This is a genomic window from Candidatus Bandiella numerosa (assembly GCF_029981845.1).
Classification (GTDB): Bacteria; Pseudomonadota; Alphaproteobacteria; order Rickettsiales; family Midichloriaceae; genus Aquirickettsia; species Aquirickettsia numerosa.
In genome coordinates, this window is the sequence record NZ_CP104164.1 from 896728 (window position 1) to 913839 (window position 17112).

At 29.0% G+C, this 17112-nt stretch carries 23 protein-coding genes and 1 pseudogene; 9 read left to right on the forward strand and 15 right to left on the reverse strand.

What is annotated here, in order from left to right:
- Positions 1 to 73 precede the first annotated feature (73 nt).
- From mmsB to N3Z17_RS07685, 6 genes are all read right to left on the reverse strand, one after another.
- Positions 74 to 964: a 3-hydroxyisobutyrate dehydrogenase gene (gene mmsB, locus N3Z17_RS04165; protein WP_282471482.1), complete on the reverse strand. Its 891-nt coding sequence runs from the start codon at positions 962 to 964 to the stop codon at positions 74 to 76.
- Position 965: 1 nt separating this feature from the next.
- Entirely contained in the window at positions 966 to 2222 is a 1257-nt protein-coding gene (locus N3Z17_RS04170; RefSeq protein WP_282471483.1) for an MFS transporter, read from the reverse strand.
- On the reverse strand, positions 2219 to 2572 hold the full coding sequence (locus N3Z17_RS04175; RefSeq protein ID WP_282471484.1) for a hypothetical protein: 354 nt from the start codon (positions 2570 to 2572) through the stop codon (positions 2219 to 2221). Before N3Z17_RS04175 ends, N3Z17_RS04170 begins: the two co-directional genes overlap by 4 nt.
- Before the next feature lie 13 nt (positions 2573 to 2585).
- Positions 2586 to 3887 (reverse strand): aminotransferase family protein, encoded by a 1302-nt coding sequence (locus tag N3Z17_RS04180; protein ID WP_282471485.1) that lies wholly within the window; start codon positions 3885 to 3887, stop codon positions 2586 to 2588.
- 167 nt (positions 3888 to 4054) lie between these two features.
- Positions 4055 to 4894, reverse strand: a complete 840-nt coding sequence (locus tag N3Z17_RS04185; RefSeq protein WP_282471486.1) for an IS3 family transposase — start codon at positions 4892 to 4894, stop codon at positions 4055 to 4057.
- Positions 4891 to 5199 carry a transposase gene (locus tag N3Z17_RS07685; RefSeq protein ID WP_282471487.1) on the reverse strand — a complete coding sequence of 103 codons (309 nt, stop codon included), beginning with the start codon at positions 5197 to 5199 and terminating at the stop codon, positions 4891 to 4893. The genes N3Z17_RS04185 and N3Z17_RS07685 overlap by 4 nt, the downstream gene beginning before the upstream one ends.
- Before the next feature lie 89 nt (positions 5200 to 5288).
- Here N3Z17_RS07685 and N3Z17_RS07645 point away from each other — a divergent pair.
- A pseudogene (locus N3Z17_RS07645) lies at positions 5289 to 5591 on the forward strand (Tn3 family transposase); the annotation flags it as partial.
- A gap of 29 nt (positions 5592 to 5620) precedes the next feature.
- On the opposite strand, the gene istB reads toward N3Z17_RS07645, so the two are convergent.
- The 3 genes from istB to istA form a co-directional block, all read right to left on the reverse strand.
- A complete protein-coding gene (gene istB, locus N3Z17_RS04195; protein ID WP_282471488.1) occupies positions 5621 to 6376 on the reverse strand; it encodes an IS21-like element helper ATPase IstB in 756 nt (251 codons plus the stop codon).
- A complete protein-coding gene (locus tag N3Z17_RS04200) occupies positions 6357 to 6611 on the reverse strand; it encodes a hypothetical protein (protein WP_282471489.1) in 255 nt (84 codons plus the stop codon). Before N3Z17_RS04200 ends, istB begins: the two co-directional genes overlap by 20 nt.
- A 69-nt stretch (positions 6612 to 6680) precedes the next feature.
- Positions 6681 to 7682, reverse strand: a complete 1002-nt coding sequence (istA, locus tag N3Z17_RS04205; protein ID WP_282471490.1) for an IS21 family transposase — start codon at positions 7680 to 7682, stop codon at positions 6681 to 6683.
- Positions 7683 to 7805: 123 nt separating this feature from the next.
- Here istA and N3Z17_RS04210 point away from each other — a divergent pair, with 123 nt between their 5' ends.
- Genes N3Z17_RS04210 through N3Z17_RS04220 form a run of 3 tightly spaced genes read left to right on the forward strand, consistent with a single transcriptional unit; the run spans position 7806 to position 8932 of the window.
- Entirely contained in the window at positions 7806 to 8042 is a 237-nt protein-coding gene (locus tag N3Z17_RS04210) for a hypothetical protein (RefSeq protein WP_282471460.1), read from the forward strand.
- Positions 8043 to 8053: 11 nt separating this feature from the next.
- Positions 8054 to 8611: an IS3 family transposase gene (locus tag N3Z17_RS04215; protein ID WP_282471461.1), complete on the forward strand. Its 558-nt coding sequence runs from the start codon at positions 8054 to 8056 to the stop codon at positions 8609 to 8611.
- Between the two features lie 36 nt (positions 8612 to 8647).
- On the forward strand, positions 8648 to 8932 hold the full coding sequence (locus N3Z17_RS04220) for an integrase core domain-containing protein (RefSeq protein WP_282472633.1): 285 nt from the start codon (positions 8648 to 8650) through the stop codon (positions 8930 to 8932).
- Here the strand turns inward: N3Z17_RS04220 and N3Z17_RS04225 are convergent.
- From N3Z17_RS04225 to N3Z17_RS04235, 3 genes are all read right to left on the reverse strand, one after another.
- Complete coding sequence (locus tag N3Z17_RS04225) at positions 8914 to 9177, reverse strand: helix-turn-helix domain-containing protein (RefSeq protein WP_282471491.1); 264 nt, start codon at positions 9175 to 9177, stop codon at positions 8914 to 8916. The genes N3Z17_RS04220 and N3Z17_RS04225 overlap by 19 nt on opposite strands.
- A gap of 505 nt (positions 9178 to 9682) precedes the next feature.
- Positions 9683 to 12100 (reverse strand): ATP-binding cassette domain-containing protein, encoded by a 2418-nt coding sequence (locus tag N3Z17_RS04230; RefSeq protein ID WP_282471492.1) that lies wholly within the window; start codon positions 12098 to 12100, stop codon positions 9683 to 9685.
- A gap of 17 nt (positions 12101 to 12117) precedes the next feature.
- Positions 12118 to 12390, reverse strand: coding sequence for a hypothetical protein (locus N3Z17_RS04235; protein ID WP_282471493.1), 273 nt, complete (start codon positions 12388 to 12390; stop codon positions 12118 to 12120).
- Positions 12391 to 12646: 256 nt separating this feature from the next.
- Between N3Z17_RS04235 and N3Z17_RS04240 the strand changes: the two genes are divergently transcribed.
- From N3Z17_RS04240 to N3Z17_RS04255, 4 genes are all read left to right on the forward strand, one after another.
- Positions 12647 to 13147: a hypothetical protein gene (locus tag N3Z17_RS04240; protein WP_282471494.1), complete on the forward strand. Its 501-nt coding sequence runs from the start codon at positions 12647 to 12649 to the stop codon at positions 13145 to 13147.
- Entirely contained in the window at positions 13144 to 13443 is a 300-nt protein-coding gene (locus N3Z17_RS04245; RefSeq protein WP_282471495.1) for a protein kinase family protein, read from the forward strand. The genes N3Z17_RS04240 and N3Z17_RS04245 overlap by 4 nt, the downstream gene beginning before the upstream one ends.
- A 370-nt stretch (positions 13444 to 13813) precedes the next feature.
- On the forward strand, positions 13814 to 14026 hold the full coding sequence (locus N3Z17_RS04250; RefSeq protein WP_282471496.1) for a transposase: 213 nt from the start codon (positions 13814 to 13816) through the stop codon (positions 14024 to 14026).
- A 215-nt stretch (positions 14027 to 14241) separates the two neighbouring features.
- A complete protein-coding gene (locus N3Z17_RS04255; RefSeq protein ID WP_282471497.1) occupies positions 14242 to 14472 on the forward strand; it encodes an IS3 family transposase in 231 nt (76 codons plus the stop codon).
- Here N3Z17_RS04255 and N3Z17_RS04260 read toward each other — a convergent pair.
- The 3 genes from N3Z17_RS04260 to N3Z17_RS04270 all read right to left on the reverse strand — a co-directional run bounded on the left by N3Z17_RS04260 (position 14441) and on the right by N3Z17_RS04270 (position 15430).
- Positions 14441 to 14722, reverse strand: a complete 282-nt coding sequence (locus N3Z17_RS04260) for a DDE-type integrase/transposase/recombinase (protein ID WP_282472634.1) — start codon at positions 14720 to 14722, stop codon at positions 14441 to 14443. The two genes, N3Z17_RS04255 and N3Z17_RS04260, sit on opposite strands and share 32 nt — an antisense overlap.
- Before the next feature lie 121 nt (positions 14723 to 14843).
- Positions 14844 to 14999, reverse strand: a complete 156-nt coding sequence (locus N3Z17_RS04265) for an IS3 family transposase (RefSeq protein WP_282471498.1) — start codon at positions 14997 to 14999, stop codon at positions 14844 to 14846.
- Between the two features lie 230 nt (positions 15000 to 15229).
- On the reverse strand, positions 15230 to 15430 hold the full coding sequence (locus N3Z17_RS04270) for a transposase (RefSeq protein WP_282471499.1): 201 nt from the start codon (positions 15428 to 15430) through the stop codon (positions 15230 to 15232).
- 209 nt (positions 15431 to 15639) lie between these two features.
- On the opposite strand from N3Z17_RS04270, the gene N3Z17_RS04275 reads away from it, so the two are divergent.
- Complete coding sequence (locus N3Z17_RS04275) at positions 15640 to 16605, forward strand: TauD/TfdA family dioxygenase (protein WP_282471500.1); 966 nt, start codon at positions 15640 to 15642, stop codon at positions 16603 to 16605.
- Positions 16606 to 17112 lie beyond the last annotated feature (507 nt).

Sequence of the window (17112 nt, forward strand, 5' to 3'; positions counted from 1 at the left end):
AACCCAGACCCCACATTCTAACCGTTTATTTTTATCTATTAAGTAATTTTGATTTAAGTTTCTATTAAAATTATCAGTTAAAGTTAGAGAGAAACTTTATTATTGCTGAAAAATCCAGTGATTTATACTTTGTCTTATTAAATTTTCTATACAATTTAGTACTTTCTTTACTAAGATAGCCTTTCATATTTACATTTTTTAAAGCTTTCTGGCTAATAAATAAATCTTTAAGCATTAGTTCTGCCGAAAATCCTCCATTGTAATCATTATTTGCTGGCACATTATCAATAATACCAGGAACAGGAGGGTATTTTCGAACACTCCAGCAATCACTTGAAGAATTAGTCAAAACCTCATATAATTTTTGATAGCTTAACCCTAATTTTTCTGCAAGTAAAAATGCTTCACATGCACCAATCATAGTAATTCCAAGTAACATATTATTGCAAATTTTTGCAGCTTGTCCACTTCCTGCCTTACCAGTGTATATAACTCTTGTTCCCATTTTTTTCAAAATAGGCTCAATTTTTTCAGCAATAGTTTTTTCTCCACCTACCATAAATGTTAATTCTGAAACTTTTGCTGAATTAACTCCTCCTGAAACTGGACAATCAACAATAGCTATGTTTCGAGATTTACCTTCTTGATATAACTCAATTGAAGTCTCTATATCGATCGTTGAACAATTTATTATAATTGATCCTGGAAGTAGGTTATTAAATAATCCTCTTTTTGATCTGCAAATTTCCTTAACCTGCTTAGAATCTCTCAACATTGTAATAACTATATTTGTATTTACGCATAAATTTTTTAGATTTTCAGTTATTTCAATGTTTTTGTATTTTATAGAATTTAATGCTTTTTTATTTTTATCATATACTTTGATACTAAAATACTTAGATAAATTTTCACACATTCTTTGTCCCATATTACCAATACCTATAAATCCAATATTTTTTTTCATTTCATATATCCAAATATTTTTTTTTAAAAAGTAAATTAAGTCCAAACACAAGTCCTAATAATGATAAAATAATCAAATACCATGCTAGTAACATGTAGGAAGTATAATTGTGTATAAGAAATTCTGCTATAGCAGGCGCAGAAGCTCCAAAAATCGAATTAGCTACATTGTATGTCATAGAAACAGTAAAACAACGTATTTCTTCATCTGCATTACTATATAAGATTGCTGGGACGGGCGCGTATACAATAGCAATTAATACAGCAAAAACACATTGCAAAATAGCTATTGAATAAAAATTAGAATAAGTTAACAAATAAAATAGAGGGCAAGAAAAAATTATAAAACAAAATAATCCAATAATATAAAGTTTACCTTTTCCTATAGAGTCTGACAAATGACCAAAAAAAGGAATAGCGATAATTAAGCATATTATCCCTATTGAATTAGATGAAAGAGCCTCAAATGAAGATATATTTAAATGTTGTTGAGCAAAGTTAGCAAAGTAAACAAATATCAGATAAAACGCCATGGATGGTAATGATACCAACATAATCATTTGCAGAATTTTTTTTATATATGAAAAGCTAAAAAGATAATTACGAATAGATACAATGACTTTTTTTTTATCTACTTCAATAATTGGCATATTCTTTCTTAAGAACAAAGCAACTATTAAAAGGACTACTCCAGATAAAAATGGTATTCTCCAAGCCCAAGTTTCTGCATCATAAATTTCAGCAAAATAGTTTGTTATGGCGCCGAATATAGAGCCCATAAATAAACCAATAAAAGCACTTTGCATTACAATGCTTCCAAAAAACCCTCTTCTTCTATCCTGAGAATTATCAGTTATATATACCATTGAAGATGAAAATTCACCCCCTACAGCAATACCTTGAAAAAATCTACAGCATACCATAGATATGCTTGCAGCTATCCCAATATCTTGATAAGTAGGAAGTATTCCAATAATAAATGTAGGGATTGTCATTAATGAAACTGAGTATAATAGGGCTTTTCTACTCCCAAAGCGATCACCTATGTATCCGAAAATTATTGCACCAATTGGACGCATTAAAAGACCCATGGCAAATACGATATAAGTTATGATTATGGATTTATATGCACTCTCAGAAGGAAAGAAAAGTTTAGAAAAAGTTGTTGCAAAATATCCAAATAATGCAAATTCATACCACTCAAGTATATTTCCTATAATAGCTGCATAGAAAACTTTTTTTGATAATTTTATGCTCATAGTTTTTTCCTAATATAAAAGTCTTTTTTTAAATCAGTAATATTAATACTTATCAAAACATTGGCATCAATGTTTTTAATTGCTATTTTTATTATTTCTTCTGTAGCATTTATAGCATTTTGTTTTTTAGTTTTAGCTCTACCCTCTAGGAGTAAAATTTCTACTAAAATTGAAGTGTATAGACTCCCTGATCCAACAAAAACTTTGTTTGAAGGTATTAATCTAGATTGAAAAAGCTCTATATCAGTTTCTAAAATATCTGATAGTTTTTTATGAAGTTTTTTAAATAAAATCTCAAGATCAATTTGTGAAGCGAATTTTTCTTCATAATAAAATAATATGTGAGGCATAAAGATAAAAGTGTTAAGGTTTTAATTTAAGTATAGTTTCTTTAATTATATTAGTGCCTTTTTTTAGTTGTTTTTCTGTAATTATCAAAGGGGGGATTAAAAATAAAAAATTATCATTAATTGCGACAAAAACTCCCTTTTGATAAAGATCTTCTTGAAGTTTAGCTAATGTTTGTTTTATTGATTTAAAATAATTTTTATCAAAATCTAATACACCAAATAGACCAATATTACGTACTTGTAAATAACTATGATTTTCAAAAACACTAAGCTCTTCCGTTAGAACTTTTCCTAAATTATAAGAATTTTCGATGATCTTATCCTCTCTGTAGATATTTATACACTCTAATGCAACAGCGCAACCCAAAGGATGTGCATTATATGTACTACCTAAATTATAGGTGTTATTTTCAAAATAATCCGAAATTTCACCAGAAACTGCTAAAGCAGAGAGTGGAAAATACCCTGAAGTTAAACCCTTTGCCATAGTGATTATATCAGGTTTTATATTCCAATGATCTATAGCAAAATATTTACCTGTTCTTCCAAAACCAGACATAACCTCATCTGCAATAAGCAATATATCATTTTTTTTACATAAATAATGCAAACCTTCCATATATTCTTTTGTGGGGATAATTATTCCATTTGCGCCTGTAACAGGCTCTATTATGAAAGCAGCTATTGTGTTTTTATCTTCATATCTAATAATATCATTAGTAAAATTCAAACATTCAGTATTGCAACGTCCTTCCTTTTTACACCATCTACAATCCTTTACATATGTAGATGGTACATGGACTACACCAGGCATATCATGGGTTAAAGTAGACCTTCTTGTATCACTACTTAAACTCATTGAACCGAGTGTAGCGCCATGATATGATCTATGCCTAGCAAGAATTTTCTTCTTTTTTATAAAATCTCTAGCTATTCTTATAGCATGTTCATTAGCTTCAGAACCAGTTGATAGAAAAGAAAGCTTACTTATATTATCAGGTAATAAGGAAATAAGCGCCTTAGCAAGATCTCTTCTTATTTTTGTAGTAAATTTCTTTCCCCATGCAAAAGAATTCAAATGAAATTGATTAATTATTGCATTTAATATACGGGTCTCTTGATGTCCTAAATTAACGCACATTGCCTGAGAATTAAAATCCATAATCTTGTTATCATTCTCATCCCAAAAATAAATGTTCTCAGCTTTATTAATTACTTTTAGATCTGTGTCAGATTGAGTTGTCCACTCAAATAAACTTGTTTCTAAAGATTCTTTAATGATGTTGCTCTTGTTTTTAATTTCAAGTTTAGACATTTTTTAATACTATATATGAAGTTTTACTATTTTTTGAATTAACTTGAGAAAAGATACATACCCAATACAAATTAAAACACACTACAATAACAAGAGTTATTGAATTTCATACTGAAGTCAAGCTAGTTTTTATAGTGGGCCCATTTGTCAAGACACAAAATCAAACATTATGAGATACAATTTACAGCCATTAAATTACTATTATTATAATACACCTTTGCTGGAGTAAAATATTCCAAAGATTGGTGCATTCTTTCATTATTATAAAACTTCACATATTCATTTATAGCATCTTTTGCCTCCATAACAGTAGTTAAAATTATTAAATATATTTTTTCTTGTTTCAACGATCTCCATAATCTTTCAATATAGACATTGTCTAAAGCTCTTCCTTTACCATCCATACTAATCATTATTGCATGTTGAATTAGGATAGAGATAAAGTTATTGGAAGTAAATTGCACTCCTTGATCAGTGTTAAATATTTCTGGTTTCCCATATTTTTTAATGGCTTCCTCCAGAGTAGATACGCAGAATTCAGAATCTAAGGTGATTGAGAGCTTCCAGCTCAATATATAGCGACTATACCAATCTATAATCGCCACTAAATACACAAAACTTTGCTCTAATCTAATATAAGTTATATCAGCACTCCAGACTTGATTAACACGCTCTATCTTTGTATCTCTGAGTAGATACGGATATATTTTATGGGCTTGATTTCTTTTACTTAAATTTATCTTTGGATATACAGCTTCAATTTCCATTATTCGGTAATATCGCCTTACTACCTTGCGACCAGTAGCGTATCCTTTTGATTGAAGGCATTTAGACATCCTTCGTGTACCATAATACGGATTCTGAGTGTAAATCTCATCAATGATTTTCATTAGCTCTAAATCTTCTGCGCTCACCCCCTTGGGTTTATAATAATAGCTCGATCTGCTAATTGAAAGAAGTTTGCATTGCTCTACTATGCTTATTTCCTTATCTGTAGAATTTATCATATCTCTCCTATATTTAAAGTCCAAACAATGTAGATTTTTTTCAGACAATTACATTCCATATTAAGCTGCCTTATTTGATCATATAGCTGCTTTATTAACTCCTCATTATCTAAATGTTTGGATTTAACTTTATTTTGAAAACCATTCATTAAATACTCTAATCCTTTTTTCTTCCATTGTTGTATTTGAGTCGAATGCACCCCATATTTATTGGTAATTTGAGCTATTGTCAGCTCTCCTTTTATCGCTTCTATTACTATTTTACTTTTTTCTGTTGCACTATATTGCTTTGCTTTTTTAGACATATAATCTCCTTTATTTTGTTTTAAAATTATATCTCATTTTGTTAATTTTGCTGTCTAGTTTATGGGGACCATTATAACATCAATTACATGAAGCACTTAAAGAATTTGGTAGAATAATAAAATCCATATTTATCTTAAAGTACATTGATAATGTAGAGTTAAGGCAACAAATAGAGAAATAATTAAATAAAGGAGAGTTATCTAATAGGTTTTCTTCAATAATATTTTTTGCTAATAACCAAGAATTTACACAGAGTATAACAGAGGATCAAGAAATAGTAGTGCAATGTAAAATGATAATACAAAATTTAATTATCTTATGGAATTATTTGATGCTTACAAAACTAATTATGCACTGTGATCCAGAAAAAAGAAATGTCAACTCTCATTAAAAAGGGTCCACCTAATGTAAATTTTTTTACTAACTTTTTACATCATTTCCCCCATCATAATTTTTAATATTTTTAGCTCTATAACTCGGACCATTAATTCTAAAAATTCTCGAATGATGGACCACCCTATCTAAAATTGCAGATGATAAAATATTATCTGCAAAAATATCATTCCATTGCTCAAAAGATTTATTTGTTGTGATAATAGATGAGCCTCTTTCATATCGTTTTGATATCACATCAAAAAAATCAGAACCTGAATAATCTGGAATTTTTTTAAAACCAAGCTCATCCATTATTAGTAAATCAGGTGATAAATATTCATCTAATTTTTTATAATAGGAGTTATCTGCTTTTGATATATGAAGTTTATAGAGCATGTCTGATACCGTAGTAAAAAGCACTTTACGCTCTTTAAGCAAAGCTTTTAAACCTAATGCTATAGATAGGTGAGTTTTCCCAGTGCCTGGGTTACCTATAAAAATAATATTTCTTTTTTCTTTAATATAGTGGCAAGTTATTGCATCACTAATTTGCTTTTTATCAATAGAAGTTTGGAAGTTAAAATCAAAATCTTCTATTGTCTTTAATGCTGGTAATTTGGCTTTGGAAATTCTCTTATTATAGCTATTATCGCTTCTGTTATTTGACTCATCCTCACAAAGAAGTTCTAAAAATTCAGAGTGAGATAAGGAGTTGTTATTTGCATATGCTACTCTAGCCTCTAAAGAATTAACCATGCCTGCAAGTTTAAAATTTTTAAGTTTAGTTATAAGCTTTTGCATGCTCAACCTCACTATCAATTGGAAGATTGTAACTACCAGTTTTACATATGTTTTTAACCGTACTGTATTCAGTTATTTCAAATGCAAGCGCTCTTTTGCATGCCAGATCTATAACATTATCATCATAAAGAATTTTTAGGCTTAATATACCTTTTGTCGCTCTATACCAGCTATTTGGCTTTTTTGCTAATATCACTATGAACAATTCACCTGCATTATCACCAATCTTCTTCATTTTCTCTTGATAGTTTAACCTATATTCAGAAGATTCTGGAGTAAATAGTTTATATTTATTATAATGACTCTAATTTGTTACAAACGTTCCTTTTTCACTACTCTTTATGTGCTTCGTTATTTCTTTCCCATCATGCAATATTGATACGAGCTTTTCTTTTATATGCACCTCTACTAATTTACCAACATACTTGTATGGAGCTGAATAATAACTGCCTTCGACTGTGATATGACAATCTTTACAAACCTTTCTTTTTGCTAATATCCCTATAGTATATGCTTCAAGAGGTAATTCTTTGAGAAACTTTCTCTCTTCATTTACAAACACTTCTTGTGGTATTTTTTTGGTGGTTCCATGAATCCTAGAGTTGCATGTATATTTAACCCAATCTCCTAATTGCTCTTCAACATCTTCTCTGCTTTTAAATTCTCTTCCTTTAAAAAAGTTGCTTTTCACATATTTGATTCCTGCTTCTACTTTACCTTTTTCTTGAGGTTTCCTTACTCTACATGGCATAATTTCATATCCATAATGCCCACTAAGTGCTTTATACGCCCTTTGATATACTGGCTCATAAAAATTTGCCTCCAGCACTGCTGCTTTTAAATTATCTATTTTTACTAATTTTGGAACCCCTCCAAAATTTCTAAATGCATTAATATGACACATTAAAAATGTCTCTACTCTTTGATCATTCACTATCTCATAATAATCTAATCTTGAGTAACTAAGCCTCATGTTGAATATCCACGCTTTCCCCTTTTTACCACCTTTCTTCGGCAGCAATCCCACATACCCAAAATCTACTTGCGCCTCCTCTCCTGCCTCTGTATGAAATCTTACGCAAACATTGCTTTTTCTTTTGATGCTCTCTACATACCGAGCTACACTTGCGTAACTTATTTTGAGCCCCTCTTTCCTTAATTCCTCATGGATTCTTACTCCACTCATCTCTTTTTCCAGTAATCCTATTATTAAATCTTTATATTCTTCTAATGCTGATACCCTGCTGTTTTTTGCAGATTCAGTTTGAAGTGACCAAAAAAAATCAGACCAATATAAGAGAGACATTTTTAATATAAAAATATATAAATAATGTAATAAAATATTGGTAAAGATTATGAGTAAACAAAAAAGTTGCACAAAAGAGTTTAAATTCAGAGTTGCAATAGCCGTTGAAAACAGCGAAGCTAAATGATAAAAGGAGATTTAACAATTGCCGAAATAATTTCAAAATATCAAGTACCAAGATCAGTTTTGAGTAAATGGAAAAAGCAGCTAATAGACAATGGTCCTGAAGTATATAAAAAAGGCAATCAGCCAGTGCAGGCGTATAATAATGGTAATATGGAGAAATTACATGCAACGATAGGAAGGTTAAAAGTAGAAAATGATTTTTTGCAACAAGCCTCATCAAAGTTGATGTTATAAAGAGGCGTAAAATGATAAATACAGAACATCAACAACTGAGCGTGAGGAGGCAAAGTGAGCTTTTAAAAATAAATAGGTCGATGATATACTATGAGGAATCAGATAAAAGTGAAAACTTTGTATTGAGCAATAAGATAGCTGAAATATACTCATCATATCCCATATATGGGTATCGTAGGATAACAGCAATGTTGGCAAGAGAGAATATAGAAGTAAATCATAAGAGAGTGCAAAGATTAATGAGAGAAATGGATTTATATGCCATATATCCAAGACCTAATACTAGCATTAAAAATAAGGAACATGCAGTATTTCCATATTTATTAAAGGGCTTAGTACTAATAAAGCCTCATCAAGTTTGGCAGGTTGATATAACATATCTAAGGACTACAAAAGGTTTTATGTATTTAGTAGCAATAATAGATATGTATAGTAGGATGATTGTAGGCTATAGGCTTAGTAATAGTTTATGCACTGAAAGCTGCAAATCAGCATTAGAAGATGCCATACTAAAGTATGGTGCACCTGTAATATTAAATAGCGATCAAGGCAGCCAATTTACTAGTTAATCTTGGGTTAAAACTTTAGCGCATTATAAAATTAAGATTAGCATGACTGGTAAAGGTAGGTGCACTGATAATGCTTACATTGAAAGATTATGGAGGGCTTTTAAATATGAAGGTTCTTATTTGTATCAGTGGAACACTGTAGAAGATCTAAAGTCCAATATTCCTAAGTGGGTATATTGGTATAATTATAATAGACCGCATCAATCATTAAATTATAGTACTCCAGCTGAGACTCTATATAAAACTTATAGTAGTAATAATTGTAATAGTTTTTATTTGAATTTTCAGGATTTAAATATTGTTCAGGAGGTTAAAATGTAATACAATGAGTAATAGTAATTAACAAAAAATGTCTCTCTTTTTGAGTTATTTTTGGTCTGACTCATTGGGGTCACTTCAGTTATCCCCTCCTCTTTGTATCGTTTTATTATTTTTCTAACTGTTTTTCTATCATGTCCCACTAGCTTTGCTATTTTTCTTTGGCTCTCACCTTGTTTGTATAAAGTAATAATTGTCATATAATATCCTATTTCTATCATGTTATTTTGATTAAAATTTATAACCATTTTAATCTAATTATTTCTTTCTTTTACTTCTTTTTAGGTGGTCCCTTTTTGATGAGAATTAGTGGTCCAGTTTACACGAGAATTGACAAAGAAAGGAGATAATAGATATTATAAAGCACGGCCCTATCATTACTTGGAGACATATTAATTTACTAGGTATATATGATTTTAATAATCTAAAAAAAGCAGATATTACATTAGATGATGCAAAGGAGATTTTATTATACAACAAAGCTGCATAAATAAAATATGTTATCGTTAAATAAGTTATTATACGATAAGTACGGCAGTTATTAAAAATAATGTATTTTTATAAATACCCTAATTATCGGTTATTTAGAGGATATAAAAACATAGGTTATTATGAATTAACAGTATAAAATAATTAATTTTGCTATAAATTGAGGTAATGCACTTTAAAAAATATTTCTTATACCTCCCTTTACATGAAGCGTCTAGAATTCCTAATGCCGCATTCACCTATATTTGTAATTACACCCATAATTTAGTTAAAACAAATATCTTGAGGTAAAAAAATTGCTTGATCTATGTCTGTGTGATTTAAAGGACAAAATTGTTCTGCAATGATATTTGAGAAATCAAGAGATGATGATATTTCGTCACTATATATTTGACCATTTGATATTTTTAGTAATGATTTATAAAATCCCGTTTCATTATTTTTTTGGATAGCATGATCTATAGAAATAACTACAGCATTGTTAGGCAAGTAAGTTTGTATTAGATTTTGGATATTTCTGATAGAATCTTCTTTATCTAAGCCATTGAATGCCTCATCTAATATAAGTAAATCAGGATATTTGATTATTGCAGATAATATAAGTAGTATTTTTATCTGTCCTCCGCTGAGTACTTCAAACCAATTTTCGACTTTCTCTAGATCATAATGAGTTAACTTTACTTTTTTTAATAATTTTTGTATTTCTTCTGTTCTTGAATAATCAACACTATCAGGATAAAATATTGCTTCTAGCAAAGTAACATTTAATGGAAAATAATCTTTTTGACTTACCATCACTATTTTTGAATTAATAGGGTAATATATAGTTCCTTCACCACATATAGAATCTTGTTCTTTTCCTGCTAGCTTTTTGAGTAAGCTAGATTTTCCAGAACCAGTAGAGCCACTTAATGCATATGTTGTTCCAGGATTTAAAGTAAGATGGTCAATTGTAAGTAATAATTTATTTTTGATAGAGATGCTAATTTTAGATAAGACAAAACTGGTGTCTCCATTTTCTAATGTTATTCTTTGAATAGTATTTTTACAATATTGTTCAGAAGTATCTGAACTTTTTTCTAAAAATAGGTTTATTCTTTCAAGAGAACCATATATTTTTTCAATTTCTCGAATTTTTTTCTCTCCCCAAGATAATATACCTAAGGCTTGCCAACTAGCATAATGCATATTAGCTCTACTATCAAAATCAATTTGCCCCGCATTTATTTTAAAAGCTATAATATAATCATTATAAACAAAATTTGAGATTGAAGTAAAATATTCCCACATATCAAGAGTTATTGAAATTTGGTCTTTTTCCAACTCATATACTCTCAATGTATCATATAATTCACCTAATCTACCTTTAGTATAATGAATACCATCTCTTTCATTGATAATTTGTATATTTTGTAAATCGTATTTTATAGTTGTTGATATCAATGATTCCTGTTGTTTTATCTTTGAGCTTAATTCTAATTGTTTATCAGAAATAAGTTGAGTTATGTACTTAGTTAATTGATTCCACAAAATTGAGCACATTAAGATATCAGAAGAATTCTCTATTAATAAGCTAAAGCCATAAACACCTTTAGTAGTTTTTGATACCAAATCAGCAATCAATATAGCTCCATCATATGAAATAGTTCTTGAATCTTTACTCAGATTATCTATTAATACTGTAGAATTTTCGTCTGAGGCTAATCGCCAAGCTGTATCATTTGTAAATAAAGTATTTCTTAAGCTGTCATCAATTTTGCAATATAACTTAGTTGAGTAGTAACTTTTAAGAATTTTTGAGCTTAATTCGAATAAAGTAAATGGTATCGATAAAAAAAATAATTGAATACAAGTTGATTGTAGCTTTGGAAAATAATCTGGACTTTCAGGTAAATGCTCATAATTATATAATATGTCTTTTTTAAAATTTTGGATTTGTATCATAGAATACTGTATTAATATTTGAGATGTTAATATTGCTTCTACATGTTCGTAAATACTACTTTTTAGTTGTATCGGATCTATTATTAAATTATATGATGAATATAGATCTTGAGCTAAATTTAATGGTTTAAAATTTAAATTCATATTATCTTCATTATTTACTAATAACATACCTATAGTTATGCCTATAGCATAGGTAATCAGTGTATTACTCAATATTGCGCTGATCATCCCAGAGTTTGAGAACAAATGCGGTGCAGATTTTAAAATAATTTGTTCAAAAACTCCGATTGTTTTTCCAATAAAGGCACCATATACCAATCCTTTGGAAAACCTAATAAAATGCTGGTAGCTTATATTGTGCTGATCAGCCAACTGCCTTGCTTCTTCAGTTGTTGCTAAAACTCCTCCTATAGTAGCAATACTTGCTATAGCATATTTGATACCAGCATTTAGTGTTTCTGCATTCTCTATTGCACATATATGATGTGCAATAGAGAGTGATGGACTGATTGTATAACTCCAAGTAAATCCAATGAAAAATCTACTAAAATAATTTTCTTGTGTAATGTTTCTTGAAGATAGTTGGTAATCTATAATATTAGAACTAAATCCCATAGCAGCTCCAGGTATACCAAAGGTTACTCCTCCAGCCAGAGCAAATATAGTAGGTGTAATTATATGAGAATTTTCATCGATAAATTGGTAAATATAGTTGTAATCTTTAATAATGCTCATGGTATGTCTAATAAATGTTATTCAAAAATATTGAGATTGCTGGATTTTGAGATTTTTAATTGTATATTAGCTTTACTAAGATTCGCTATGGATGCATAAAACTTAGCGATAAAAGTTAGATTATTATCATAGTTTTTGATATTTATAAAATAGTTTGAATTTTCAGAAATTTTTGCTTTAAACAAAACATCTCGAATTATCTTGATAGGTTCATTTAGTATATTATTCATTTTTTGCAGTCCTTCTTGGAAGTATTCTATTCTAAACTGGGTATTAATAATATCTGACATCTTTTTTGGTGTTTAATTTGACAAAATTTAATTCTGAATCACATACTAATTTTTCAATATTGGATTTGTCAGATGAAGTAGTAGCACAAACTAATACCATTTTTCCAGAATTTATAAAATATTCACTACTTTATTATAACTTGTGGTGGGTATATAAAATTGAAATTATAAATTGACACACGTACCACATACCAACTACCCTAACACTATATGTATTGTTTGGCAATATGGAATAATTAATAACATTGTTGATTTTATGAAAAATAACGCGATGATACTAAGATCCTTTATAGATTCAAAATATATATCTCAAGAGATAAAGAACAGGTACGCTTTCCAAGATATTACTTCTTGTGTGCCTTTGAAATTTGGTGGTAGTAACGATATATTTTCATTATCAACAGCAAAAAGCAAATACATTATCAAGATTTTTTTAAAAGGCAATGTTGGCCATATCATAGGATCTACTATTGCAGAATTCCATAGATTAGCGTCGAAATTTAAATTAAATTCTGATTGTTTAAGAAAATTAGATGCGAAATTATTTTTAGAGAAAGCTTGGTACGATATAGATCAACATGTTGAACTTCCAACTGCAAAGATAAAGAATGATTTATATAACGTATATTTATCTCTTAAAACACGAGTGGAGAATTATGAATTAAATGATGGGCAATTAAATTTAATTCATGGCGATGTACATGCGGGTAATCATTTATATAATACTTCTTCTAAAACTTCTAAAAAATTACATTGATAGATTTTGAATTATGTGGATATGGATATTATGCTTATGAATTGGCGGTTTTAAAATGGGATTTACTTCATTCGCATAAAGCAGATTTTGTTGAAAGATGTATGAAGGAATTTCTGGAAGGATATTCTGCAATAAATACAATTGCTAAAAATGATATTGAAACTATAAACTTTTTTGTAAAGTTGAGATCTTTTTTTATACTTGGTTCGAGCTTCTTATTTTATCCAGATAGACCACAATTAAACTCAGAATATATACTGAATTATTATATAAATGCTATAAAAAAGTGTGATTAAATTTTTTCATCATGAAAGAATTTATAAATGTCTACAAAGTAAATTCTTGGATATAGTGAACCATTAACATTACTTATTCGATACTGAAGAATATATATAGTAGGATATAAGGAGTGGAGAATTAACAAACATCTAGTATTGAAAATTAAACGAGAAAATTTGGTGGTATATGGCAATCTTTATTTTAATGCCAAAAGTACTACAGCTAGGAAACGTCCATTTAAAATTATGTCTATACAAGTCGATGGGGGGTTATGAATTCATGAAGGATTTTGAGGGTTATTGCAAAGAGATGAAGTGAACCCCAAAAACAAGAGTAAAAGTTAAGCAACTCTAATAAAGTAAAATAACTAAAAAAGGAGTTGTAAAAATGAGTAACAATACAAGAAAAAGATATAACGAAGAATTTAAAGTAGAGGCAGTAAAGTTGGTAACTGAAAGAGCATATAGCTTGACTCAGGCAGCTAAAAGTCTTGGTGTAAGTGTAGATTCAATTAGTAAATGGAAAAAGAGGTTAGAAGAAACATTATCTGCAAGTATAGCGTTCCCAGGGAATGGCAATATGAATGCTATAGATAAGTAAAAAAGGATTTTAGAGAAGGAGATAAAAAAACTACAAATAGAACGAGATATATTAAAAAAGGCGCTGGCATATTTTGCAAATCCACAAAGGTAAAGTATGCATTTATAGATAGCCACAGTGGTAATTACAAAATTAACGATTTATGTAGAGCGTTAGAAGTAAAAGAAAATTGCTATTACGATTGGTGCAAAAGAAAAACAAATAAAAAAAGAGATATGAAAATAGTAGAAAAAATAAAAAATATTCATAAATCATCAAGAATGACATATGGGTATCATAGGGTGCATGTGGAACTCAAAGAAAACATGGAGGATATAAATCATAAAAAAGTAGCCAGGCTGATGAGGAAAAATAATATTTTTTCTAAAAGAAGGATTAAATTTAAAGTTACAACAAAAGCAGCTAAAAAGGCTGTTAATATAGATAATATATGCATTCATATTTAATAGATCTCCATAATCTTTCAATAAAAACGTTATCCATCCAGCATCCTTTGCCATCCATAAATATTTTTATAATATGGCTTTTTAAGATGTCAGTAAAGTCATTACTGGTAAATTGACTGCCTTGATCTGTGTTAAAGATATCTGGTTTGCCATATAGATATATCGCTTCTTCTAATGCATCTAAGCAAAAAGAAGTATCTAGGGTATTTGATAATCCCCATGACAACACTTTTCTAAAAGCCCAATCCATTATAGCCACTAATTACATAAAGCCTCTGTTCATCGGTATATAAGTGATATCAGTGCACCAGACTTTATTCGCTTTACTGATGACTTTATTACTTAATAAATATGGATATATTTTGTGCTAACTATTTTTTACTAGTATTGGGTTTTTGATATATAGCTCTTATTACCATTATTCTCATCAACCTTCTTATCTTATGTCTAGAAGCAAAACTACCCTCATTTTTTAAATGCAAACTCATTTGTCTAGAGCCATAAAATGAATGTTTTATATATCTCATCTATTTTTTCATGAGCTCTAGATTTTCTGAACCTTCACCTTTAGGATTGTAATAACAGCTTGATCTTGCTATTGAGAGTAACTGGCATTGTTTTGATATACTCAATTTATCTTGGTTGCTCTTAATAATCTCAAGCCTCCATTTCTTCCTAGTTTTTCGTATACATCTTGCAAAAAATCCTTTTCTACTGTTAATTCCCCTATTTTTGCATGCAGTTGTTTTATTTGATGTTAATTTGGTACTTCACCCCTTTCATGTTTACCAGTAAATGCACTGTTCATATTATCTAACGCTTGCTTCTTCCACTTACTGATCATATTAGCATTGACTCCATACCTCCCTAATAGCTCGCTCAATGTCCCTTCTTCTCTAATTACTGATAGCGCTACTTTCGTTTTGAATACTGGGCTGTATTTTTTCTTTGTTCCCATTTGTTCCTCTGATATTTATTACTTTTTATATCAGAATTTATCCTTTACTTCCTGTCCAGTTTTTTAGGACCACCTCTTTTATGGGAAAAAATAATTTAGATGCACTACAGTGCCTTGTATAAGATTTTTCTTTTTTTTGCTTATTAATTTCAATTGACTATCCTAGGATAACGTGCTAGTGCTTAAATAATAAGTGGTAGGTTATAATAATGTGTGTTGAAAAATTTACTTTAAGCCCTAGTGAATCTAAATACTTAAAAGTTTTCATTAATAAAATTAGCCTAGAATATCTTGATTTTACTGGTAATTTTTTAAATAACGTATTATCAATTGCACATGAGTTGCCTAAGAGGTTACTAGAATTCATTTATAAATATAAAGTATCATTAAATCAAAAAGAAAGAGGATGCATTATATCTAATTTACCTATTAGTAACATAGGATTAACGCCTTCATCTATTTCTCATACGCAACATTTACAAAGTACGGAAGCAGAAGATATTTTATTATTACTACTGGGATCATTATTAGGAGAAATATTTGGCTGGGAAAATGAACAAATGGGCCGCCTTATTCATGATATAGTACCTCTATATAATGATAAAAATAAGCAAGCATCTACATCTTCACTTCAGACAATCCATTGGCATACTGAAGAAGCTTTCCATCCATTACCTCCCGATTATATTACACTCTTCTGTTTAAGAAATAATCAGCTAATTCACACTCATTACTTATCTATTAACTCAATCGACTTAACTGATGAAATTTTTGATATTTTATTCAAATATAAGTACACTTTTAAAATGGTTGATTCTCATAATCCTAACAATTCTACACCATATTACAAATACCCTGTGCTTTCTGGTGATCGAAAAAAACCTTTTATTAGGATTGACCCATATTTTATGGAAAAATTTTCTGATAATGATGCTTCTAAAAAAACTATAGCTCTTAAAGCATTGATTAAAAAGATTAACAATTCATTAAAAAAATTAGTTCTGAAAAAAGGAGAGTTGCTTATACTTGATAATCTTCAATGTATACATGGAAGAGAGGCTTTTAAAGCTAATTTTGATGGCCATGATAGATGGTTGAAACGCACATATGTTACAAGAGATATTTATAAATATAAAAATCATAAAAACTTTATTCAATCAAGGATATTTACTTGACTGTAATCATGTATCATAAGTTATATATTTCTTATGATGTTCTAAATAATGAGTTTTATTTTGAATAGTTAGCAATATTTCATCAACTTTCAAACAAACCTAATCATCTAAAGTGACTAGCTACTAAAATTTATTAACTATCATTTTCTTCTTGTTATACATCATTTTATAATTATAAAATAAATTTTGTTTGTTATGTTATTACTCTTCAAACCCTTAAAAACTTGTTAATTAATAATAAACTAACATTGCATTTTTTCCAAAAATTCAAAATTATTTACCTTGTTGCTACATATAAAAGAGATAAAACTAACAAAGATTTTATTAGCTTCTATAATTTTTAAAATTAAATAGTAGAAAAAAACAAAAGATATAAAGCTTTACTACAATATTTTTTATGGGATAAAAAATAGAACAATCAAAATAAATTGATTATATACCTTAATCTAAAATACTTACTTAAACTAAGCTCTTGACTTACACTTATGCAATATGTATTTCTGATAA